The sequence below is a fragment of the Rhizobium sp. 05L429 genome (genome assembly GCF_056397645.1).
In genome coordinates, this window is the sequence record NZ_JBFTNV010000006.1 from 153,294 (window position 1) to 176,224 (window position 22,931).

The 22,931-nt window shown below is 60.5% G+C and carries 23 protein-coding genes and 1 pseudogene; 7 read left to right on the plus strand and 17 right to left on the minus strand.

Annotation, left to right across the window (positions count from 1 at the left end; all coding sequences use genetic code 11):
* Window position 1: 1 nt before the first annotated feature.
* Window positions 2-475: a chemotaxis protein CheW gene (locus AC1DNW_RS08365; RefSeq protein ID WP_007814360.1), complete on the minus strand. Its 474-nt coding sequence runs from the start codon at window positions 473-475 to the stop codon at window positions 2-4.
* 2 nt (window positions 476-477) lie between these two features.
* Window positions 478-2,445, minus strand: a complete 1,968-nt coding sequence (locus AC1DNW_RS08370; RefSeq protein WP_113308075.1) for a methyl-accepting chemotaxis protein — start codon at window positions 2,443-2,445, stop codon at window positions 478-480.
* 371 nt (window positions 2,446-2,816) lie between these two features.
* On the opposite strand from AC1DNW_RS08370, the gene AC1DNW_RS08375 reads away from it, so the two are divergent.
* Both AC1DNW_RS08375 and AC1DNW_RS08380 read left to right on the plus strand, forming a co-directional pair.
* Complete coding sequence (locus AC1DNW_RS08375) at window positions 2,817-3,419, plus strand: SCO family protein (RefSeq protein ID WP_113308076.1); 603 nt, start codon at window positions 2,817-2,819, stop codon at window positions 3,417-3,419.
* A 59-nt stretch (window positions 3,420-3,478) separates the two neighbouring features.
* Entirely contained in the window at window positions 3,479-4,357 is an 879-nt protein-coding gene (locus tag AC1DNW_RS08380; RefSeq protein WP_477852432.1) for a 50S ribosomal protein L11 methyltransferase, read from the plus strand.
* A 170-nt stretch (window positions 4,358-4,527) separates the two neighbouring features.
* On the opposite strand, the gene AC1DNW_RS08385 is transcribed toward AC1DNW_RS08380, so the two are convergent.
* A complete protein-coding gene (locus AC1DNW_RS08385) occupies window positions 4,528-4,701 on the minus strand; it encodes a hypothetical protein (RefSeq protein ID WP_477852433.1) in 174 nt (57 codons plus the stop codon).
* Window positions 4,702-4,979: 278 nt separating this feature from the next.
* Between AC1DNW_RS08385 and AC1DNW_RS08390 the strand changes: the two genes are divergently transcribed.
* Window positions 4,980-6,815, plus strand: coding sequence for an aminopeptidase P family protein (locus AC1DNW_RS08390; RefSeq protein ID WP_113308097.1), 1,836 nt, complete (start codon window positions 4,980-4,982; stop codon window positions 6,813-6,815).
* A 9-nt stretch (window positions 6,816-6,824) separates the two neighbouring features.
* Here AC1DNW_RS08390 and AC1DNW_RS08395 read toward each other — a convergent pair whose 3' ends face one another.
* Together AC1DNW_RS08395 and AC1DNW_RS08400 are read right to left on the minus strand one after the other, a co-directional pair.
* Window positions 6,825-7,133, minus strand: a complete 309-nt coding sequence (locus AC1DNW_RS08395) for an AzlD family protein (protein WP_113300125.1) — start codon at window positions 7,131-7,133, stop codon at window positions 6,825-6,827.
* Between the two features lies 1 nt (window position 7,134).
* Window positions 7,135-7,866: an AzlC family ABC transporter permease gene (locus tag AC1DNW_RS08400; protein WP_113308078.1), complete on the minus strand. Its 732-nt coding sequence runs from the start codon at window positions 7,864-7,866 to the stop codon at window positions 7,135-7,137.
* A 134-nt stretch (window positions 7,867-8,000) separates the two neighbouring features.
* Here AC1DNW_RS08400 and AC1DNW_RS08405 point away from each other — a divergent pair, with 134 nt between their 5' ends.
* Together AC1DNW_RS08405 and AC1DNW_RS08410 are read left to right on the plus strand one after the other, a co-directional pair.
* A complete protein-coding gene (locus AC1DNW_RS08405) occupies window positions 8,001-8,246 on the plus strand; it encodes a DUF2164 domain-containing protein (protein WP_113308098.1) in 246 nt (81 codons plus the stop codon).
* Window positions 8,247-8,345: 99 nt separating this feature from the next.
* A pseudogene (locus AC1DNW_RS08410) lies at window positions 8,346-9,937 on the plus strand (hypothetical protein).
* Window positions 9,938-9,950: 13 nt separating this feature from the next.
* On the opposite strand, the gene pncA reads toward AC1DNW_RS08410, so the two are convergent.
* The 12 genes from pncA to AC1DNW_RS08470 form a co-directional block, all read right to left on the minus strand.
* Window positions 9,951-10,577 carry a bifunctional nicotinamidase/pyrazinamidase gene (gene pncA, locus AC1DNW_RS08415; RefSeq protein WP_113308099.1) on the minus strand — a complete coding sequence of 209 codons (627 nt, stop codon included), beginning with the start codon at window positions 10,575-10,577 and terminating at the stop codon, window positions 9,951-9,953.
* 205 nt (window positions 10,578-10,782) lie between these two features.
* Entirely contained in the window at window positions 10,783-11,292 is a 510-nt protein-coding gene (locus tag AC1DNW_RS08420; RefSeq protein ID WP_113308080.1) for a GNAT family N-acetyltransferase, read from the minus strand.
* Window positions 11,289-11,615, minus strand: coding sequence for a hypothetical protein (locus tag AC1DNW_RS08425; RefSeq protein ID WP_113308081.1), 327 nt, complete (start codon window positions 11,613-11,615; stop codon window positions 11,289-11,291). The genes AC1DNW_RS08420 and AC1DNW_RS08425 overlap by 4 nt, the downstream gene beginning before the upstream one ends.
* Window positions 11,616-11,734: 119 nt before the next feature.
* Window positions 11,735-12,247 carry a hypothetical protein gene (locus AC1DNW_RS08430; protein ID WP_113308082.1) on the minus strand — a complete coding sequence of 171 codons (513 nt, stop codon included), beginning with the start codon at window positions 12,245-12,247 and terminating at the stop codon, window positions 11,735-11,737.
* A gap of 160 nt (window positions 12,248-12,407) precedes the next feature.
* Window positions 12,408-14,903, minus strand: coding sequence for an ATP-dependent helicase (locus AC1DNW_RS08435; RefSeq protein ID WP_477852435.1), 2,496 nt, complete (start codon window positions 14,901-14,903; stop codon window positions 12,408-12,410).
* 138 nt (window positions 14,904-15,041) lie between these two features.
* The gene (locus AC1DNW_RS08440) at window positions 15,042-15,719 is read right to left on the minus strand and encodes a YoaK family protein (protein ID WP_113300131.1); all 678 of its coding nucleotides are present in this window, start codon (window positions 15,717-15,719) and stop codon (window positions 15,042-15,044) included.
* Window positions 15,720-15,748: 29 nt separating this feature from the next.
* Entirely contained in the window at window positions 15,749-16,630 is an 882-nt protein-coding gene (locus tag AC1DNW_RS08445) for a glyoxalase (RefSeq protein ID WP_113300132.1), read from the minus strand.
* Window positions 16,631-16,679: 49 nt separating this feature from the next.
* Entirely contained in the window at window positions 16,680-17,501 is an 822-nt protein-coding gene (locus tag AC1DNW_RS08450; RefSeq protein ID WP_113300133.1) for an alpha/beta fold hydrolase, read from the minus strand.
* Window positions 17,502-17,629: 128 nt separating this feature from the next.
* The gene (locus AC1DNW_RS08455) at window positions 17,630-18,058 is read right to left on the minus strand and encodes a DoxX family protein (RefSeq protein ID WP_113308084.1); all 429 of its coding nucleotides are present in this window, start codon (window positions 18,056-18,058) and stop codon (window positions 17,630-17,632) included.
* Window positions 18,059-18,069: 11 nt separating this feature from the next.
* Entirely contained in the window at window positions 18,070-19,956 is a 1,887-nt protein-coding gene (locus tag AC1DNW_RS08460) for an amidohydrolase (RefSeq protein ID WP_477852436.1), read from the minus strand.
* A 27-nt stretch (window positions 19,957-19,983) separates the two neighbouring features.
* Complete coding sequence (locus tag AC1DNW_RS08465; RefSeq protein WP_113308086.1) at window positions 19,984-20,268, minus strand: XapX domain-containing protein; 285 nt, start codon at window positions 20,266-20,268, stop codon at window positions 19,984-19,986.
* Window positions 20,269-20,355: 87 nt separating this feature from the next.
* On the minus strand, window positions 20,356-21,045 hold the full coding sequence (locus AC1DNW_RS08470) for a hydrolase (protein WP_113300137.1): 690 nt from the start codon (window positions 21,043-21,045) through the stop codon (window positions 20,356-20,358).
* A gap of 330 nt (window positions 21,046-21,375) precedes the next feature.
* On the opposite strand from AC1DNW_RS08470, the gene AC1DNW_RS08475 reads away from it, so the two are divergent.
* Window positions 21,376-21,858, plus strand: coding sequence for a VOC family protein (locus AC1DNW_RS08475; RefSeq protein ID WP_113308087.1), 483 nt, complete (start codon window positions 21,376-21,378; stop codon window positions 21,856-21,858).
* A 190-nt stretch (window positions 21,859-22,048) separates the two neighbouring features.
* Window positions 22,049-22,837: a helix-turn-helix domain-containing protein gene (locus tag AC1DNW_RS08480; protein WP_477852437.1), complete on the plus strand. Its 789-nt coding sequence runs from the start codon at window positions 22,049-22,051 to the stop codon at window positions 22,835-22,837.
* Window positions 22,838-22,931: the final 94 nt, after the last annotated feature.

Consider the following 22,931-nt stretch of genomic DNA (forward strand, 5'->3'; position numbering starts at 1 on the left):
TTCAGGCGGCTTCGCGGGACAGTTCGTCGGCGATGACGGTGTCGAGGTTGAGGAAGCAAACCATGGTCTTTTCGAGGGCGACGATGCCGCGGCAGAAGGCGCGCTGGGCTTCCGGGATGATTTCCGGCGGCGGCTGAAGGTCCTCACTCTTGATGGTCATCATGTCGGAGACCTGTTCGACCAGCAGGCCGACCAGCTTGCCGGCGATGTCGGTAACGATAATGGCGGAACGCTCCGACGGCTCCGTCATCTTCATGCCGAGGCGGCAGGCCATGTCGATGACCGGGATCACCGCACCGCGAAGGTTGATGAGGCCGAGGACGTAGGGCGGGGTATGCGGCATCGGCGTCACCGGTGCCCAGCCGCGGATTTCGCGGATGGCCATGATGTCGATGCAGAATTCCTGATCGCCCAGATGAAACGAAACGATTTCGAGATAGGCACCCGACTGCTTGATGGCGTTGTTGTTGTTCATGATCAGAATTCTTCCCAGTTGTCCCCGGCGGGAGAGGAGGCGAGTGTCCTGGCGGCTGCGCCGCCGGTGAATGCGCCCGCAACCTTGCCCATAAGGCGCCGTGCGGGTGAAGACTTCGGATGCGAGGCTGCGGAGGCTTCTCGCGGCGTTTGACGGGCGCTCATGCCCTCGCCGATATTGAACTGCCGTACCAGCTGCGTCAGGTTTTCCGCATCGGTTGCAAGAGTGTGGCTGGCGGCGTTCGTTTCTTCCACCATGGCCGCATTCTTCTGCGTCACCTGATCCATCTGGCTGATGGCTGTATTGATCTCGTTCAGTCCAACCGATTGTTCGCGCGCAGAGGTTACGATTGATTTAACATGACCGTCGATGCGCAAAACATCTTCGCCGATCTGGCGCAAAGCCTCGCCGGCGGCCGTCACCAGTTCGCCGCCGATTTTGACTTCGGCGCCGGATTTTCCGATCAAGGTCTTGATATCCTTGGCTGCTCCCGCCGCGCGGCCGGCCAATTCGCGGACTTCCTGGGCGACGACCGCAAAGCCCTTGCCGGCTTCGCCCGCACGCGCCGCTTCGACGCCCGCGTTGAGTGCCAACAGGTTCGTCTGGAAAGCAATCTCGTCGATGACGTTGATGATGGTGCCGATCTCGCGGGAGGCGCCTTCGATTCGCTCCATCGCCGCCATTGCATCACCGACGATTGCGTCGGATTTCTCGGTATTCTGCCGAGTATGAGCGACCATGTTGCCGACTTCCTCGGCGCGGCTGGTGGCGTTGCGGACGGTGGCTGTGATCTCGTCCAGAGCTGCTGACGTCTCTTCCAATGAGGCTGCCTGCTGCTCGGTGCGCTTGGCAAGATCGTCTGCGGCGGCGCTCATCTGGCGGCTGTTGGCCTGGATGGACGTGCTGTTCAAGGCAATATCGCCCATCGCCTGACGCAGGCGCAAGGCGGTCTGGTTGAAGTCCTGACGCAGCCTTTCCAGCTCGTCGCGGAAGGGCTGGTCGATGCTCGCGGTCAGATCGCCCTTGGCAAGGCGGGTGAGGCCTTGAGCGAGTGCCATGACGGCGGCGCTCAGCGCCTCTGCATCGGCGAGCTTGGCAGATTCGCGCTCTCGGCGCTCGGCGTCGCTGCGCTGGCGGTCGGTCTCGGTACGAGCCTCCATATCAATCTTTTCGATGGCGGCAAGTCGGAAGCTTTCGGCGGCGCGGGCCATTTCGCCGATCTCGTCGCCGCGTTCCTTGCCGGCAACATTGCTGCTCAAATCGCCGTTCATGATGCGCAGCATGCTTTCGCGCACGGCGGCGATGCCGCGGCGGATGGAGCCGCCGTGAATATATTGCAGCGCGGCCATGGTAAGGATGGCGATGACGCCAAGCATGATCTGGATGACCAGCGAGTTGTGGGAGGTCTCGTTGGCGCTTTCGATGTGTCTGCGGGCAAAGACGGTGCCGTCATCGGCGAATTTATCGAGGGTGGCGGTCAGTTTGTCGCCGGCAGCGTCGATGCGGTCGTCGATCTTATCGAATTCGGCATCCGAGGCACCCTGTTCGACGAGCGCCGTGAGGTCCACCTGGATAGCCTGACGAAGCCCGGCTACATCGGAATCGTAGCTTTTCAGCAAGTCGCCGGCTTTCAGCTCCTCGGCGAGGGCGCCCATTTCCTTCGCACCGCTGGAGAGCGCTGCAAGCGAGTCGGCAACGAGCTTCAGACGGTCCGGCTGGATGGTCTTGTCGTCCTTGTCGACGATCGTATCCATAGCGGCGAGTATCAGGGTCAAATTGGCGACGCGCATGTCGTTGATATGATCGACGCTCTGCTGGATCTCATCGGCGCGGCCCAGGGCGATATCGACCTGTGTGTTTTCGTACCAGCCGATGCCGAGCATTGAGCCGAAGCCGATAAAGGCAGCGCCGCCGAGCATCCATAGCCGCTGCCCGACCGAAAGGTTTCTGCGAACCGTCGAATTTGTCATAAAGCCACCCTCCGCCCCAGGCGGTTCCATTCCCTCGATTTTTATGCTGATCCGGTTCATGCCCGGCCGACGTCATGTCAGAACAGCGCTGAAGCACTGTATGCATTACTAAATATAGATATCCGCGATTAAGCTTTTCCTAACGATGTTTTTCCAGCGTTGCTTCGGGGTGGTGGCCGCAAGCCGTTAGAAAGGCGCGATAATTTGTTTTGTACAAGTTTTTCTCAGGATATTTGCCCGCATTTGGCATTCATCAAGCTGGGGCAATTAATCACGGGTGAGAAAACGCATTCTTGAATTGCGCGTCCGCGATCGCGACTATAATCACACGGGCGAGACGGGTGGGGCACCCGCGCATCAAGGAACGTATCATGAAGAATTTCCGTATCGCCGTCTGGATCGCAGTGCTCGCGCTTGCCGGTGTGCTCGGCTGGTTTACTCTGGACCAGAGCCGGACGCGGGAGGTGGTGGCCGAGGGGCCGTTCGGCGTGCCGTTCACGCTGGTATCGCAGAGCGGCCAGCCGATTACGGAGCAGGCCTTGCGTGGCAAGCCCACCGCCTTGTTCTTCGGCTTTACGCATTGCCCCGAGGTCTGCCCGACGACGCTCTTCGAGCTCAACGGCTGGATGGAAAAGGTCGATCCCTCGGGCAACAAGCTGCAGGCGTATTTCGTGACCGTCGATCCCGAGCGCGATACGCCTGACATCATGAACCAGTACGTCTCCAACGTTTCCAAGCGCATTACGGGTATTTCCGGCGCGCCGGACAAGATCGCCGAGGTCATCAAGGGCTTCCGCGTCTATGCCAAGAAGGTGCCGGTCGACGAGAACAATCCTAACGGCGATTACACGATGGACCATACGGCCTCGGTTTTCCTTCTCGATTCGTCCGGGCGCTTTGCGGGAACGATCTCCTATGGCGAAAACCCGGATACGGCGATAAAGAAGCTTGAGAATCTCGTCGCCAAGGGATGACCGGTCGCTGAATATGTTGGAACCGGGAGCGGGCGGCGCAACCGGAAAGACCGCCTATCGTGAGTGAAATTCGCCTTTACGTATCGACGACCGAGAAGCAGGCCGAGGAAATTCTCGACCTTCTGGGCGAGGTCTTCGGCGAAGAAGATTTTGCCATCGRCACCACCGAGATCGACGAAAAGAAAGATATATGGGAAGCCTCTGTCTACATGATGGCGGAGGACGAGGCGGACGTGCGCTCTCGCGTCGAGGCGGCGCTGAGCCAAGCATTTCCCGATGCGGCGCTGTCGCGTGAGGTTATCCCTGATGTGGATTGGGTTTCAAAATCCCTGGAAGGGCTGAAGCCCGTCAGGGCAGGGCGCTTTCTCGTGCATGGCTCGCATGATCGCGACAAGCTCCGCACAGGCGATATTGCCATCGAGATCGATGCCGGCCAGGCTTTCGGCACCGGCCATCACGGCACGACGGCCGGCTGCCTGGAGGTGATCGACCGGGTGCTTCGGGCGCGCACGGTGCGCAATGCGCTGGATCTCGGTACCGGCAGTGGCGTGCTGGCGATTGCCGTGCGCAAGCTTCGCAACATTCCCGTTCTCGCGACCGATATCGACCCCATTGCCATTCGCGTCGCGGCCGAGAATGTCCGCCGCAACGGCATTGCCAGCGGCATCAGCACGGTGACCGCACCCGGCTTCCACTCGACCGCCTTTTCCGAGCATGGACCTTTCGACCTCATCATCGCCAATATTCTGGCGCGGCCGCTGATCAGGATGGCGCCGCAGCTCGTCACCAATCTGGCGCCGGGCGGATCGGTGATTCTATCCGGCATCCTTGCCAGCCAGCGCTGGAAGGTGATTGCCGCCTATAATGGCGCGAAGCTTCGCCACGTGCGCACGATCTGGCGCAATGGCTGGGTGACGATCCATCTCGATCACCCGTAATCTCAGCGAATTACGAACAAGAAAAAAGGCGGTGCCAGAGGCACCGCCTTGGACCGGCATTTAAATCCGGTCTTGCCCGCGAGCTCGAAGGAGGAGGATGCTCGAGCGGGCACTACTGCATTCCGATAGGCCTGTCCGGTGGAGGGAGGAGGATCGGAAAGGCTTTAAGCTCAGAATGCGTAGCTCGGTGCGCCCTTGTGGCGCGTGGAACGCTGGCCTGCTGCGAGCATCTTGAGGCTATCCTCATTCTGCGGGCGGCGGGCGCCGATGACGTGACGCACAGTCTGGCGTTCGCCAGCCTGTACCGGGCTGCTGTAAGCGAAGCGCGAGAGAGAGGCGGTCATTTCAAGAAATCCTTTGTTGGTGGTTCGTCGTGAACCGTTCGATGGGCTCTATATAGCTATTCCTTCATGCAGCGGCAGAGGGTTTGTTTCATGGGAGCCATGCGCGCAATGCATGAAGCGTGCCAGTTTCTCAGATCGAGACACATTTCTGCCAAATTATTGGGCGGCAGGCGGCTTCTCGGTGCTTCGTGTCGCTTTTTCTCCCTAATGACTGAAATTTCGCTAACATGGCCGCTATCCCATTAACCGGATTCGTCTCACTCATTCGGGTTTCCAGCATGTTCCAGTCTTTCGAAGTCACCTCCACGCCGCAATTCGGCAGGGAACGGGTATCCGCACTCCGCGCCAGTTTCGATGCACTCGGCATCGACGCTTTTCTCGTGCCGCGCGCCGATGAATATAATGGCGAGTATGTGCCTGCCTGCGCGGAGCGGCTGTCGTGGCTGACAGGTTTCACCGGCTCGGCGGGCATTGCGCTGATCACCCGGACGGATGCGATCGTCTATGTCGACGGGCGCTATGTGACGCAGCTTGCCGAGCAGGTGGACGGCTCGGTTTTCACCGGCGGCGATCTTGTCAACGAGCCGCCGCACGTCTGGTTGCCGGCGCATGGCAAGAAGGGGCTGAAGCTCGGCATCGATCCGTGGCTGCATTCGGGTGCGGAAGTGCGCAAGCTCGAAAAGGCGCTCTCCGAAATCGGCGGTGCGCTGGTCTTCCTGCCGCACAATCCGCTCGACAGGCTCTGGGCCGACCGGCCGGCAGAGCCGCTTGGCGCTGTCGTCATCCAGAACGTGGCGCAATCAGGTATTCTCGCCAAGGACAAGATCGCCACCATCGCCTCCGATCTCGGAGACAAGAACCTGAAGGCGGTGCTTATCGCCGATCCGTCCTCCATCGCCTGGATTTTCAACATCCGCGGCGCAGACGTGCCGCATACGCCGCATCCTCTGGCGCGCGCCATCATCCATGCAGACGGCAAGGCGGAGCTCTTCCTCGATAAGCGCAAGACCAGCATCGAGCCGGAAGCCTATCTGGCACAGATCTCCACCCAGCTTGCGCCCTCGCTGCTGGATGAGAAGCTTGCAGCCGTCGCCAAGGATGGCGGCCGTATCCTCATCGATCCTGATATCACCTCCTATGCACTCGCCGAGATCATTCGCAAGGCGGGCGGCGAGGTCGTGGAGGGTGTCGATCCGGCAAAGCTGCCGCGAGCCGTGAAGAACAGCGTCGAGATCAATGGCTCGGCCGCCGCCCATCTGCAGGATGGGGCTGCCATGGTGGAATTCCTCTACTGGCTGTCGCAGAGCAAGCCCGGCACGATCACCGAGATCGGTGCAGCCGAGCGGCTGGAGGCGGCCCGCGCCAAGGTCGGTAAGAGCATGCAGAACCCGCTGAAGGATATTTCCTTCGACACGATCTCGGGTACCGGCGAACATGCGGCGATCATGCATTACCGGGTGACGACGGCGACCGACCGGCACATCCAGGCGGGAGAACTGTTCCTGATCGATTCCGGTGCGCAGTATATCAATGGCACGACGGATATTACCCGCACGGTTGGCATCGGCACCGTCAGCGAGGAGCACAAGCGCTTCTTCACGCTGGTGCTGAAGGGCATGATTCAGATCAGCACGGCGCGTTTCCCGAAGGGTGCGCGTGGTTGCGACCTCGATCCGCTGGCTCGCGTTGCGCTATGGCGGGCAGGGGCCGATTTCGCGCATGGCACGGGGCATGGCGTCGGATCCTATCTTTCGGTTCACGAGGGGCCGCAGCGCATTTCGCGGCTGTCGACGCAGGAGCTGCTGCCGGGCATGATCCTGTCCAACGAGCCGGGCTACTACCGGCCGGGCCATTTCGGCATCCGCATCGAGAACCTGATCTATGTGCGGGAGGCCGAAGCCATCGATGGGGGCGATATGCCGATGCTCGGCTTCGACACGCTGACCTTCTGCCCGATCGACCGCAGCCTCGTCATTCCGGAATTGCTGACGCATGATGAGTTGCACTGGTTCAACGACTATCACCACCAAACGCGCGAAGCGTTGATGCCTCTGATCCATGACCGTGACGTCAAGGCATGGCTGGAGAACGCGACGCTGCCGCTGGAATACTGATCGGCGGTCTTAAATACCGATCGTGTGCCGCCAGATCATCACGATGATCCAGGCGGCCACGAGCATCCATGTGTGTGAGAAGCGCAAGCCGATGACGAGGGCGACGGCGAGCGCCAGTTTCGAATCCCAGCCGCCCATGAAAAAGGCGGGGGCTACGAGCGTCGTCAGCACTGCCGCCGGTACGGCATTCAGCGCCGCTTCCATGCGCGGCGGAATGCGCTTCATGCGGGTGATCATGATGTAGCCGCCGATGCGGGTCGCGAAGGTCGCGGCTGCGGCGGCGAGGATCACGAGAGCCATGTGGAGATCGAATTCCATCTCAGACCTCGTGGTTTTCGGTGTTGAGGGCGTCGGCTTCGAGATCCGGCTCCTGGGTGGGCAGGGGCATCAGCGCAGCAAGCAGAATGCCGGCCGCAGCACCCAGGCTCACATGCCATGGGGAACCGACGAAATGATAGGCGATGACGGAGGCGACAGCGCTCGTCAGCGCCACAGCCAGAAAATTGTCACGCTTGCGGAAGCCGAGGACGATGGCGAGGAAATAGGCCGGCAGGAGGATATCGAGGCCGATCGTCTTGGGATCGCCGATGAAGGAGCCGAGCATGCCGCCGAGGAGGCTGATGAGAACCCACGGGATGTAGATGACGATGCCGAAGCCGAGATACCAGGTGAAGGTAACCGGCTGACCTGCTTCGCCACGCTTGACGGTCTCGGCAAATTGGGGATCGACCAGCAGGAAGAAGGTAAAGAACTTCTGGATGGCCGTGAAATGCCCGATGTAGCGGGCGATCGCTGCCGAATAGAGCACGTGACGGAAGTTGACGGCGAGGATCGACAGCACGATCACCCAAGCCTGAACATCATGGCCGAAGAGCTCTATGCCGACCATCTGGCTTGCGCCCGCGTAGACGGTGGCGCTCATGAAGGTGAGTTCGGAGAGCGACATGCCCTGCTCGGCTGCAAGGGCGCCGAACAGCGCTCCGAAGGGGGCAGAGGCGAGTGCCACGGCAAATCCACCCCGCACACCTTCGACAAAGTCGGCGCGATTCATGGGAATTCATCCTATTGGAATTGAAATTTCCCTCTATGGTGTCTCACCTGCTGCGGCAATTGAATTTCCTTGATTCATCAATCGATTTTGCTGAAGCGTTACCGGTTTACGTCACCGGCGAGGTGAGGGAGACAATGAAGAAGATCGAATTTACGAAGGAAGAAAAAGCGGAAATCGTTTCGCGCATCCGGGCTTATTTCGACCGTGAGCTCGATCCGATCGGCGCCCTGCCGGCGGAATTCCTGCTCGACTTTTTCGCTGAGGAAATCTGCCCGTACTTCTACAACCGAGGAGTCAGAGATGCGCAGGCCGCGTTCCTGAAGAGGATGGAAGACGTAGTCGATGACATTCAGCTTATCGAGAGGTACGAGAAGTTCTAGACCTCAGCAAAGGTTGCTCGAGCTTGCTCATTGCTTAACGCTAAATTATGGCCGCACGGATATCGTGGCAGCACTTTCATCCACCAGGTTTCGCGTTGTTTGGCTGCGATTGTCTCCGATATTGATGGTTCCCGTTCGGCCACAGTCGGCAAGACGCTGATCTTTGTCGTCTGGTTGGCGCTGGCATCGGCGCTTTGTTGGTCCGAAGTCGTCTGGCGTGATGAGGTTCGCGCATTGTCGTTCGCTCTTCAGGGCGACAACTTGTTCGATATGCTTCGCCATGTGCGCGGCGACGGACATCCTGCCCTTTGGCACATTCTGCTGCGCACCGGCTATAGCGTGGTCGGCTCGCCTGTCGTCCTGAAGATCGTCGCGCTGGCGGTTGCGGCGGTTTCAGCCTATCTGGTTGTTTTCAGGCTGGAACTTCCGCGTCCCGTTATGCTTTTGGCATTGTTCGGCAACTTTTCGATTTTCGAATATGCCGCGATGTCGCGAAATTACGGCATCAGCATGCTTTTTGTCTTCCTGATCGTGGTGATCTGGAGAAGAGGAAGAGCAACGGATTGTTGCTCGGCCTGTTGTTTGCCTTGCTAGCGAACACTAACGTACATTCGGTCATCCTGATCGGTGGTTTTTTCAMCTACTGGTTTTTCGATCTCATTCAGGAGCGGCCAAGGCCCACATTCGAGAGCTGCCGGGCCTTTGCGACAAGCGTTGTCATTGCCGCGATTGGCGTCATCCTATGTATCTTGACGGTCTATCCGACCTTCAATGATGCTGCTACGCTCGATCTCGGCGGGCAGAATCCCGTCTCGCTCGCCCTTCGTGCTATCCTCGCTCCCGGCTCGAATTTTGTGGCGTTTTATCCCGCCTATGTTTTGAATCTGATGCGTGTGCACCCGGCGCTCTACGGCATTTTCGTGTCGCTGATGTCCGTTCTCCTCTATGGCAGCCTATTGGGATTGGTGAACCGGCCGCCAGCGATGATCGCGGCGGGGGGTGTGCTGCTCGGACTTTGCCTGCTTTTTACCTTTGTCTATCCCGGTGGATACAGGCATCAGGCGCTCTGGCTGGTTTTCATGCTCGCGATGACCGCCTTGACCTCACGTTCTCCGCACAGGGCGCCGGTCATTGCCGGCAACGACGCTGCGAGCCGCGTCGTAAGGATCGGGCAGCTGTGCTTCCTGATTGTGTTGTCGCTGCAGGTCGTATCCGGCCTCGAAAAGGTTTACCAGACTTTCATTGCCGATATACCGATGAGCCGAAGCAAGGATTTCGGCGCGCTTATGCAATCGCGCCCCGATCTCAAGGATGCGATTATCATCGCGGATCCCGATTATCTCGTGGAACCCTTGCCCTATTACATCTCCAATCGCGCCTATCTCATGCGCGAAGAGCGTTTCGGCAATACCGTGCGATTTACCCGCAACGCTCGCCTGTCGCTCAGCCTTGCCGATATACTGCAGACGGCCAACCACTTGCGGCAAAGCGAGGGAGTGCCTGTCGTCATCCTTCTTTCGCAACGGCTTGACCAGATTACTGCGCCCCTCTCAGTACGGGAAAGCTACGTTTGGGAATTGTCTCTCACACCGGAGAATATTTCCGCGTTCCGGAGTGCGACAAGCCTCCTGAAGCGATTCGGGCCGACTGCCGGAAGCGATGAGACATTCGACGCCTACCTGCTGAAATAAGGCGACGAGCCGCCTATTCGCTTAAAACGTCCGCACTGTTGACCAAGGCGATGCCGTGTCCACGCATTTCGTCGATCGCCGCGGCTACACCTTCAGGCGTGATGCCGCGGCTCGCATCCTCGATGAAGCGTACCTTGACGCCAGGGATCAGTTCCAGCGCATCGAGCGCGGAGAATTTCACGCAATAATCGGTCGCCAGCCCGCAGACGTCGAGTTCGGTGACACCCTGATCAACCAGGAAATCGGCAAGACCTGTCAGGGCATGCTGATCGTTGTCGCGGAAGGCGGARTAGCTGTCGACGTTTCTGTTTTCGCCCTTCTGCTGGATGAGGTCGATCTGCGCCGAGTGGAGCTGTGGGTGTAGTTCGGCGTCACGCGTATATTGCACGCAGTGATCCGGCCACAGCATCTGCGGCTTGCCGGAGAGTTCGCCCATTTCGAAAGGGTTCTTGTCGGTGTGGGAGGAGGCGAAACTGCCGTGATCGGCCGGATGCCAATCCTGCGAGGCGACGATCAGATCGTACTTGCCGCTATCGATGAGGCTGTTGGCGACGGGAACGACTTCATGGCCATCGAGAACCGGCAGATTGCCTCCGGGACAGAAACCATTCTGAATATCGACGAGCAGCAACGCCTTCATCAAGCCATCCTTACGCATATCGCACTGCAAAATGCCAACCGGTGTCAGCGCAATCAACTAGTGGATTTCTGGGAGGCAACGCGCAAGTGCTATTTCTAGTATGAAGGGTGGCAAATGGCAGCATAAAGTAATTTTTCTGGTGATGCTCGTCCTATACGCGAATTCGACAAGTATCTCGCCTTTTGTATTAGAGTTTATGCATGCACTATGGGACCGGATGCCTGAACACCAGATCGTCCTCATCGCCGGCCTGACGCTCCGCCATCGCATCCGGTATGGCGCCCAGTCGTTCGGCAAGCCGGATCGACCGCGCATTCTGGGGGGCGATGTAGCTCACCAGCGTCTTCAGACCGCGCACCGCAAAGGCCCAGTCGCGCAAGGCGACAGCGGCCTCGTAGGCATAGCCCTTGCCCTCGGCTTGCCGATAGACGAGCCAGCCCAGCTCACGCTCCGGGAAAAGCGGGCCGTAGTTGATCCCGACCTGGCCGAGGCATTCTCCTGTGGCGCGATCCTCCATCATCAGGGCGCCGTGGCCCTCAAGCGTCCATAGGGCAACGTCATGGCAAAACATGCCCCAGGCCGCCTTGGTCGAGTGCGGGCCGCCCATGTAGAGGGCGCGATCGGTGATCATCAGGGCGTGGTAGGCCGGCCAGTCTTCCATCACTGGAGGCCGCAGGATCAGTCGTTCGGTTTGTAGCGTGGGTATTGCCGTCATTGGACATCTCGTGCGTCGTGAGATTCGCTTCGAAGACAGGCGGCCATCGCTTCGACGGTTCGAACCGACGCGCCATGAATTGCAGCACTAACAGGCCCAAGCCCCATATTGATGACGACGATCTCGTCTAGGTAAGCCGCAACTGTTTCCAGCGAAGAGTTTTGGAGAATCATGCCGGCGGCGCGGAGAAGGTAGGAATCGTATTCGTCGGCTGCAGCTTCGCGCCACACCGGATCTTTCCATTTCCTGATGCCGATCGGATCCCAATGATCCCAGCCGATCTGCCGCAAGACTTTCATGTCGATGGAAGAAGGGTCAATCATGTTGGCAACCTCTCCGATAAATCACGCCAGCACAAGCGGAGGGCGCGGGGAGGCTGTCTCTGCGCCTATCAAAGCGTTTTGCCTGTTCAGCGAGGCTCCCCCGGCGGAGCCTCATTGCGTCAGGCCGTCTGGTCGCTGTCGCCGGCAGCGGCGGGCGAGTTGCCATAGGTCGTCTGGTATGCGCGAAGCGCAGTCTGCATGTCGGTCAGGACTTTGGCCATCAGGCCGCTGTCATCATCGTCACCGACGGCAGCGGCAATCTTCTGCGGGTCGGCCGAAAGAATTTCCGAGGTGGTGAGCTTGCCGTCGCCATTCGAATCCAGGGCAGCGAGTGCTCCCTTGGAACCGTCCCCATCGGCATCGGTGCCGGACTGGCTGTCGCTGTCGTCCGTCTTCTGGAGCTGTAGCATGAGCTTCAGAATGTCGGCTGTGATCTTCTGGACGACATCGGAGCCGGAAGAATCGTCGTCGCCGGCGGAGGATTTACCAGCCGTCGAGGCGTTGGTTGTTGAGGACCGGGAAGCGGCGGCAAGTTCGTCTGCCGAGACGACACCGTCGCCGTTCGTGTCGAGTGGATTGAGGGGGACTTTATACTGGGTCAGCGCGCTGCCCAAGGCTGAAACACTGGTCACTTGAACCTCCTTTGAAGGTCTTGTGAAGCCTGCCTTTCATGGGCGGGCAGTGATCGGGCTATGCCTGTTTGCGAGTCGGGTCAAAGCGGCGTTTTGTCATCTGGAGAAGAGCGAAAAGCTGGGCCTGTGATTCCCTGGAAAGGCCAAGGCGATGGAACGGTCAAACCCGCTCCACAAAGCCGTCGAGCACGCGCTTCTGGCCGGCGCGGTCGAAATCGATCGTCAGCTTGTTGCCTTCGATGCCTGATATGGAGCCGTTGCCGAATTTGATGTGGAAGACGCGGTCGCCGATGACGAAGCGCGAGGGCTCGGTGGCAGTGGATTTCGCTACCAGTTCGCCCTCGATGGTGCGACCGCGAGGGCCGCTTTCGCCGTAGCCAATGCGCTCCACCGCATGGCCGGAGCGGCTGCCCCAGTTGTCACGGGTGGCGTCGGTCTTGTTGGCCTGGGCGCGTTTCCAGCCGGGCGTCGAATAGGAGTTGGCGAAGGGATCGGCCTTGTCGAAGCGCGACTGGCCGTAACCGCCACCGCGGCCGTAGCCGCCGTAATTCTGCTCCATCTCGGCGACTTCGACATGGGTTTCCGGCAGTTCGTCGAGGAAGCGCGAGGGAATGGTCGACTGCCAGAGGCCGTGGATGCGGCGGTTGGAGACGAACCAGATGTGGCAGCGGTGTTTGGCGCGGGTGATGCCGACATAGGCCAGACGGCGTTCTTCCTCCAGGCCGGCGCGGCCGGTTTCATCGAGGGAGCGCTGATGCGGGAAAAGGCCTTCTTCCCAGCCGGGCAGGAAGACCGTGTCGAATTCCAGGCCCTTGGCAGAGTGCAGCGTCATGATGGAGACAGCGTCGAGGTTCTCGTTGGTCTCGGCATCCATGACCAGCGAGACGTGCTCCAGGAAGCCACGCATGGATTCGAAGCTCTCCATCGAGCGGATGAGTTCCTTGAGGTTTTCCAGCCGACCTGGCGCTTCGGCGCTCTTGTCGTTCTTCCACATGTCGGTATAGCCGGATTCTTCGAGAATCTGCTCGGCGAGCTCGGTATGTGGTGTGTTTTCAAGCAGTTCCTGCCATCGCCGGAAAGATTGAATCACGTCGAAGAGGGCTTTGCGGGCCTTGGGCTTCAGTTCGTCCGTCTCGATGATGTCGGCGGCGGCCGCGAGCATCGGAATGTTGCGGGCGCGGGCATAGTCGTGCAGGGCGCGCACTGTCGTGTCGCCCAGGCCGCGCTTCGGGGTGTTGACGATGCGCTCGAAGGCGAGGTCATCGGCGCCCTGCGAGACCAGCCGGAAATAGGCCATGGCGTCGCGGATTTCGAGGCGCTCGTAAAATCGCGGGCCGCCGATGACGCGGTAGTTCAGGCCGAGGGTGACGAAGCGGTCTTCGAATTCACGCATCTGGAAGGAAGCGCGCACGAGGATCGCCATGTCGTTGAGCAGATGCTTCCTGCCGTCGGCATCGCCGCGTTGCAGGCGCTCGATTTCCTCGCCGATGGCGCGGGCTTCTTCCTCGGAATCCCAGGAGGCATGCACCTGCACCTTGGCATCATCCGGATCGGAGCGATCGGTGAAGAGCGTCTTGCCGAGGCGACCTTCATTGTGGGTGATCAGATGGGCGGCTGTGCCGAGGATATGGGCGGTCGAACGATAGTTGCGCTCGAGCTTGATGACCTTGGCGCCGGGGAAGTCCTTCTCGAAGCGCAGGATATTGTCCACTTCCGCGCCGCGCCAACCGTAGATCGACTGGTCGTCGTCGCCGACGCAGCAGACATTCTGCAGTTCGCCCTTGGGGCGCTGGGCGAGAAGCCGCAGCCACATGTACTGGGCCGTGTTGGTGTCCTGATACTCGTCGACGAGGATGTAGCGGAATTTCTGGTGATATTCCTTGAGCAGATCCGGCTGCTTGCGGAAGATCGCGATCGGATGCATCAGGAGATCGCCAAAATCGCAGGCGTTCAGCGTCGACAGGCGGTTCTGATAGGCGAAATAGAGATCGCGCCCGCGGCCATTGGCGAAAGCGCGCGCATCGCCTTCCGGAATATCGGCGGGGCCGAGGCCCTTGTTCTTCCAGGTATCGATCATGCCGGCGAACTGCTTGGCCGGCCAGCGCTTGTCGTCGAGGCCTTCGGCCTGGATCAGCTGCTTGATGAGGCGGATGACATCGTCGGTGTCGAGAATGGTGAAATCGGAGCGCAGGCCGACAAGTTCGGCGTGGCGGCGCAGAAGTTTCACGCCGATCGAGTGGAAGGTGCCGAGCCAGGGCATGCCTTCGACGGCGCCGCCGACGAGAACCGCGATGCGCTCCTTCATCTCGCGCGCTGCCTTGTTGGTGAAGGTCACTGCCAGGATCTGCGAAGGGAAGGCGCGGCCGGTCGACAGGATATGGGCGATGCKAGTGGTGAGCACACGCGTTTTGCCGGTGCCGGCGCCGGCGAGCACGAGAACTGGGCCTTCCAGCGTCTCGACTGCTTCACGCTGTTCCGGGTTGAGGCCGGCGAGATAATCGGCGCGACCGCCATCGCGGGCTGCCATGGCGCGGGCGGCGATACCGCCGGCGGCGGCAGGTGCTCTTCCGGCGGGTGCGGCGGGCTGTTGCGGCTTGCGCGGCGTTTCGCCCGGTTCCTCGTCGAAGAAGGGCATATCGTCGAAACTATTGCTCATGCCGCGTAATGTAGTGATTCGGGAAGGAAAGACCAGAAAGTTGTTCTGCTTTCATTCCCAGGCGCTCAGCTATCCTCAAGTCCTTGTTTGACGCAAGTCGCAATCGCAAAACCGCTGCCCAATTTTGCGCGACCTGCTTCAGGCGGTTTGAGGGCCAGCGAAGGCAAGGCAGACCGAGACGAGCGCAAAGAGCGGCGGCAGAGCAAAGCACCAGGTGCCGACGGTGGCGTAAAGCAGAGCGGCAAGACCGCAGCCGAGCGCGAAGGCGAAAACAGCGACCACCATGCGCGACAGGCGGGTCTTTAGGGGTTTTGCCTGATCGCCGGCACTGCCATGGGCGAGGTCGGCGAGGTCGATCATGATCTGTGTCGTGGTGCCGGTCATCAGCGTGCTCGGGGGTGCTGCGCCGAGATGGATGCGGTGAGCGGCGTTCTGGATCGCCATGGCGACGACGAGCAGCATGCCGGTCGCGACCAGCGGCAGGCCGTCCGGGTTGGTAAAGGGCGACAGCCAGATGGCGCAGGCGCCGCCGGCAATGAGGAACATAAGCTTGATGACGAGCAGGATGCGCAGGCCCTTCTCGTCGCCGGCCGGGACATTGTGCGTGATGTAACGCAGCAGGAGGATCGTCAGGCAGAAGACGGGCAGAGCCAGAAGCTTGGCGATGATGCCTGATGTCCCGTGGGTGAGCGCCGCGCCCAGCGTCACGAAGTTGCCGGTGACGTGGGCGGGAAAGAGGCCGCCAAGCGCCAGGAAGCCGGCGGTATCGACATAACCGCCGGTAAGGCTCAGAAGCACGGGCAGGGCTGGGCGCATCGTTTTTTCCCTCTTATCGTTTAGTGTCGTTACTTTGCCGCGACGGCGTGGATTTCGGCAATATAGCCGCCGGGGAATTCCACCATGGCAGCACGGCGGTCGCCCGACTGATAGGGCGCGACGAGGATCTCGGCGCCGCTGTCCTTGGCCTTCTGCAGCGTTCCATCGAGATCGGCGGTCTCATAGCCGCTCATCTCGCGGCCATAGGGGAAGGGCAGCTGGCCATCGGTGACGAGCACGGTCATGCGGCCGAAGATGGAGTCGATGCGCAGGCGATGGAAAGTCTTGTCCGGCAGGCCGATCTCGATACCCGGCGTCTTCTCCTCGTCGGTGATAACCTTGCCCTGCGAGAAGGCGAGGAAGGCGTGGGTGAAGGCGGCGACACGGTCGGCGGAGACGTAGACGCGGTTTTCCGGAACGGACGCAAAGGCCGGATAGTTCGGCACCGTGGTATGCCAGTAAAGCTGCATGTTGACGCCACCCGGCCATTGGATGACGGCATCGCGGCCGATCGGATCCGGGAAGGGGGCGACGATGAGATCGGCGCCGGCGGCCTTTGCGGCTGCGATCGCCTTGTCGAGATCGGTGACGAGGTAACCTGATCGTTCGGCACCGAAGGGATAGGGGATCGGCGTCTTGAAGCCGAAGAGCGAGACGGTGCCTGATGGCGTCTGCAGAAGTTGCGATGTGGTGCTGCTCGGCGTCGGCGTGACGGTTGCCGTCACCTGCTTTGTGCTCGTGCCGCCGAAGGTGGCTAGGAAGCTTTTGGCGAAGGCGTCCACGTCGCCTGGCGCGACATAGACATGGGTCGTATCATATTGCGCGCCGACGCCGAATTGCGGCGAGGCGGCATAGGCCGGGACGCCGGCCAGGCCGAGAAGAACGGTAAAAGCTAGGGATAAACGAAGCATAGGTGATCTCCTTCGGCCCGGCCGGCCGCTAAATCAGTGCAAAGGCGGTTCAGGCCTTGATGAAGGCGAGAACGTCGGCGTTGAACTTGTCGGCTTCCGTCTGGGCGAGGCCGTGCGGGGCACCCGGATAGACCTTCAGTGTGCCGTTCTTCAGAAGCTTGATGCCCTTTTCGGCGGCAGCCTTGATCGGCACGATCTGGTCGGCATCACCGTGGATGAGCAGGGCCGGAACGTCGATCTTCTTCAGGTCTTCGCTGTAATCGACTTCTGAAAATTCGCGGATGCAATCGTAGTGGCCCTTGATGCCGCCGGCCATGCCCATCAGCCAGAAGGTTTCGCGCAGGCCTTCGTTGACCTTGGCGCCATCGCGGTTGAAGCCGTAGAAGGGCATGGTGAGGTCACGGTAGAACTGCGAGCGGTCGCCGGCCGTGCCCTTGCGGATGCCGTCGAAGACTTCGATCGGCGTGCCCTCGGGATTGTTGGGCGTCTTCAGCATCAGCGGCGGAACGGCGCCGACGAGCACCACCTTGGCGACGCGGCTCGTGCCGTGGCGGCCGATATAGTGGGCGACTTCGCCGCCGCCGGTGGAATGACCGATCATGATAAGGTTGTTCAGGTCGAGCTTCTCGATGAGCTCGGCGAGGTCATCGGCATATTGATCCATATTGTTGCCGTTCCACGGCTGCGAGGACTTGCCATGGCCGCGGCGATCGTGGGCGATGACGCGGTAGCCCTGCTGGGCGAAATAGAGCATCTGCACTTCCCAGGCATCGCCCGAGAGCGGCCAGCCGTGGGAGAAGAGGATCGGCTGACCGTTGCCCCAATCCTGATAGTAAATCGTCGTTCCATCTTTGGTGGTGATCGTCGGCATTGAACTTGTCCTATGCTGGGGTTGGTAGGATCTACGCCCAGGGGGCGAATGGTTTGCACCGCGGTGCTGACACGGTCAGGAAACATTTTGCAATGGTCAGCGGAAGTGATGCTTAGGTGCAGGTTGCCCTATGCTTTTTCACTCAGATCGAGCCAGGCGACGAGCAGGAAGCCGCCGACAAGACCCAGATGTTCGAAGAAGGAATTGGCGGCCATGAAGCGCTCCATTCCAGCGGGTAACTCCCAGAAACGCAGGGCGAGGAAGGTGGCCATGAGTGTGAAGCCACCGAGGGCGAGCGCACCCAGCCATCGCAGGAGACCCAAGAGAATCATGGCCGAGGCGGCAAGCTCCAGGACGATGACGAGCACCGCAAAGAGCGGCGCAGGCGACAGGCCGAAATGGGTCATCTCGCCGATCGCGCCCGGAAAGTCCGTGAGCTTGTCGAGGCCGCCCTGCAGATAGGCGGCGCAGAGGCCGAGATAGGCAATGAAGCGCATGAGGGCCGCGCCGAAAAGGGGACGGGCAAGCGACGTAAGTCGGATTTCAAGGGCATGCATGGCATCGATCCTCAGACTGCCCAGCAGGCGCAGCCGAGTGCGCCCCAGAAGCTCTTGAGATCGGAAACCGGCGCCTTCGAGCCCCAGGCACTGGCATGCGCATGGCCGTGGACATTGCAATCATTGGCGCAGCCGCAAGCAGAGATCAGGCGGCGATGCAGCGAGTTCTTGCCGGMACCTTCGGGTTCGCCCCAGGCGGCATAACCCTTGAAGCTGCGCACTGGTGACCAGTCGGGCATGGCGGGCGGAACTTCGTTCTCGTCCAGTGCGGCAAATGTGCCGGCGCCATAGACGATCTTGCCGCCGACCATGGTCAGATCCGAGGTGAGGAAGGAGATTTCCTCTTCGGCGCAGGCGAAGAAATCCTTGTCCGGCACGACGAGATCGGCGAACTGGCCCTTTTCGATGCGGCCCTTCTTGCCTTCCTCGTTGGAGAACCAGGTGACGTTTTCGGTCCACATGCGCAGCGCCGTTTCGCGATCCAGGCAGTTGCGGCGCGGATAGATCGCCATGCCGCCGACGGTGCGGCCTGTGATCATCCAGGAGAGTGACACCCAGGGATTATAGGAGGCGACGCGGGTGGCATCGGTGCCGGCGGAGACCTTGACGCCCTTTTCCAGCATGCGGGCGACGGGCGGGGTGGCCTCGGCAGCACCAACTCCGTAGCGCTCGACGAAATATTCGCCCTGATAGGCCATGCGGTGCTGCACGGCGATGCCGCCGCCGAGAGCAGCGATCCGGTCAATCGACTGTTCGGAAATCGTCTCTGCGTGGTCGAAGAACCAGTTGAGGCCTTCGAGCGGAATATCCTGATTGACCTTTTCGAAGACATCGAGCGCACGGCTGATCGTCTCGTCATAGGTGGCGTGCAGGCGCCAGGGCCAGCGGTTTTCCGCAAGTACGCGTACGACCTCTTCCAGCTCGCCTTCCATTTCCGGCGGCATGTCGGGGCGCGGCTGGCGGAAATCCTCGAAATCGGCAGCGGAGAAGACGAGCATTTCGCCGGCACCGTTGTGGCGGAAGTAATCGGAGCCTTGCTTGTATTTCACCGAGGCGGTCCAGTTCAGGAAGTCTTCCTTCTCCTGCTTCGGCTTCTGGGTGAAGAGATTGTAGGCGAGGCGGACGGTCATCTGGCCGTCATCGGCAAGCTTCTGGATGACGGCATAGTCATCGGGATAGTTCTGGAAGCCGCCGCCGGCATCGATGACGCCTGTTACCCCGAGGCGATTGAGCTCGCGCATGAAATGACGGGTGGAATTGACCTGATAGTCGAAGGGCAGCTTCGGCCCTTTGGCGAGCGTCGAATAGAGGATCCCGGCATTMGGCTTTGCGAGCAGCAGACCAGTCGGGTTGCCTTTGATATCGCGGGTGATTTCGCCGCCCGGCGGGTTCGGCGTGTCCCTGGTGTAGCCGACGGCGCGCAGAGCCGCGCCATTCAGCAGCGCGCGGTCATAAAGATGCAGGATGAAGACAGGGGTATCGGGGGCGATTGCGTTGATCTCGTCGATGGTCGGCAGGCGCTTTTCGGCAAACTGATGCTCGGTGAAGCCACCGACGATGCGGACCCATTGCGGCGGCGGGGTGATCGCCACCTGGCGCTTCAGCATGTCCATGGCATCTGCGAGCGATCGCACGCCATCCCAGCGCAGCTCCATGTTGAAGTTCAGACCGCCGCGGACGACGTGCGTGTGGTTGTCGATGAGGCCCGGAAGAACACGTTTGCCCTTGAGATCGACTACCTTGGTGTCCGGCCCCTTGAGCGCCATGATCTCGGCGTCATGGCCGACAGCGAGGAACCTGCCATCCTTGACGGCGACGGCGCTGGCGGTCGGATTGGAGCGGTCGAGCGTGGTGATCAGACCGTGATGCAGGATGAGGTCGGCGGTCGTGTTTTCCATAGTCTTCGTCCTCGAGCGCGAGCGTTATCAGACCTTGTCGGAGGGCTTGATGTCGGCGGCCTTGATGTCTGAGAGCTGGCCGCCCTTCGGCAGGTGGCCGAACATGTGCGGCTTGATCTGGTTCAGCCATGAGACTGCGGCCGGCTCCTTGTTGATCAGCGTTTTGGCGAACGGAATGACCTGCTCGCCGACGAGGATGCCGAGCAGCCCGACGAGCGCGATCACGGGGGGAGCTGGCGAACGAACATTCAGCAGGCTGTAGACGATGCCGACGAGAAGGCCGGCACCGAGGGAGAGGAGATAGATTTTCATTGGATCCTCGATTCATTTCCGCCTTCAAGGAAGGGCGGCATGCAAGGCAGGCGGAGGCTGACCACAGACCGCCTCCGCCGATGGAGCTTACTTMGCCGGGTTCGGGCCGATGCGATCGCCGTGCTTGACGCGTTCGGGCGCCTTGTGGACATGGGTGTAGGCGTAATCGACGCCCATGCCGTAGGCGCCGGAATGCTCCTTCACGATGCCAGTCACAGCGTCATAGGTTTCGCGGCGAGCCCAGTCGCGCTGCCATTCCAGCAGCACCTGCTGCCAGGTGACGGGAACGCAGCCAGCCTGGATCATGCGGTCCATGGCGTATTTATGCGCATCGGCAGACGTGCCGCCGGAGGCATCGGCGACCATGTAGATTTCGTAATCGGTGTCGTGCATGCAGGATAGCGCGAATGTCGTGTTGCAGACTTCGGTCCAGAGGCCTGAAACGACGACTTTCTTGCGGCCGTTGGCAGCGTTCTTCGCCAGCGCGTCGCGGACGTTCTGATCGTCCCAGGAGTTCATCGAGGAACGTTCGAGAATCGTATTCTCGGGGAAGACGGCCAGCAGTTCCGGATAGGTGTGACCCGAGAAGGCTTCGGTCTCGACCGTGGTGATGGTGGTCGGTACCTTGAAGGTCTTGGCGGCTTTAGCGAGGCCGACGACGTTGTTCTTCAGGGTCTGGCGGTCGATGGACTGGACGCCGAAGGCCATCTGCGGCTGCTGATCGATGAAGATAAGCTGGCTGTTCTGGGGTGTGAGGACTTCAAGATATCCGGACATTGGTCGTTCTCCCTGGTCATGAGGCCTTAAAGGCTGGAAATGTGTTGCCGGCATGCGTGCCCGAGAGGGGCAGGGCGTCGGTCGGCATCGCTTCCCCGCAAGAGCGAGGCCGCGTATTGCCGGCGAACCTACTTGGCAAAAACCAATTCCGATTGTTTGTTTTCACCCTCTTTTGTCGAAAATTGTCCTGACCTGCAGGGCCTCGTTGAGGCTTCGGAAGACCGAGAAACGGGAGGCCGGTAAAATTCTCGTACTTCTCTGTCGGGACGGGCGAGGCTCACGCGTCCTAGAGCCATGAACAGAGACCAACAGACCCAAGGAGGACGTTTCATGGTCAAGGTCATTTCACATCTCTGGTTTGCCGAAGGCGCTCGCGAGGCGGTCGAATTCTATGTCTTGCTCGTGCCCAATTCCGCGATCGGCGAGATCACCACCGTGCCGGCGGAAACGCCGAGCGGCCCTCCGGGCAGCGTCGAGATCGTGCAGTTCACGCTCGGCGGCCAGAATTTTGTCGCCATGCAGGCAGGGCCGTTCGAACCTTTCAACCATGCCTATTCCGTGCAGGTCATGTGCGAAGATCAGGCGGAGGTCGACCGCATCTGGGATGGCTTCCTTGCCAACGGGGGCACGGCGGAACAATGCGGCTGGCTCAGGGATCGCTGGGGTCTTTCCTGGCAGATCGTACCCAAGGCGCTGATCGAGATGATGACCGGCACGCGCAAGGGTAATGCCAAGAACATGACCGAGGCGATGCTGCAGATGGTCAAGATCGACATTGCCACGCTGGAAAAGGCGTTTCAGGAGGCCGCCTGATCTTTCAGGAAGCGGTATGACGGACGGCAGCCTCGGGAACGGTGGCTGCCGTTTCGGTTCCCGTGAGTGGTTTTTGAGGGAAAATCGTGCGATTGTGATAACGGGAGGCAATTCGAAAACGGGGGTGATTGAATTGGCAACTCGGCCACAGATTTCATTGCTTAGAGCCGGCGCGGTTTCGATCGTGCGCATGCGCAGCAACAGCGCGGATCATAACGAGAGCGGGCCGATTCCCCAGGCGGATGCCTTCAGTGTCATCGCGCAATTGAAGTCCTTCGACAGCCATCGCCTCTGGCGCAGCGGCAAGCTCGTCTTCGAGGGCGGGCATTCCGAGGGAACGCTGGCCATCACCGATCTGKGCGAGGAATGGCGCTGCCATCACCGCTCCTCCTTCGACAATGTGCGTTTCAACATCTCGCGCCAGGGCCTCTCCGATTTCAGCTACGAGGCGGGGCGGCCGGGCTTCAAGGGCCTCGATTGCAAGCAGGGGCAGCTTGATCCTGTCGTGCAGGGGCTTGCCATGGCGCTCTTGCCGGCGTTGAGCCAACCGGCGCATGCAAGTGCGCTTTTCATCGATCACGTCCTGCTGGCGCTGCAGGCGCATCTGGTGACCCGCTACGGCGGTGTCAGCTTGCCCGCGGAGCGATCGGGTGGGCTCTCGGCCCGCCAGCTCAACATGGCGACGGCGTTTCTTGCCTCGCTGACGGCGCGGGAGGCGACGGTTTCCGATGTCGCGGCGCAATGTGGGCTTTCGACCAGCTACTTCATCCGCGCTTTCAAGAAATCGACCGGCCGCACGCCGCATCGCTGGCTGATGGAATATCGGGCGGAGAAGGCGCGGCAGATGCTGCTCGGCACGGCCTCCATCGCCGAGATCGCGGTTGCCTGCGGTTTTGCCGACCAGAGTCACCTGACGCGGGTCTTCACCGCACTCAACGGAATTTCGCCCGGAACATGGCGGCGGGAGCGACGTATTTAAGGCGTGGTGCAGTTACGGACGGAAACCGCTGCACGCTTTTGCCGGCATACTTTGTAGCCACTCAAGTAAAAGTGAGCGGACGGGTTATTTTCAA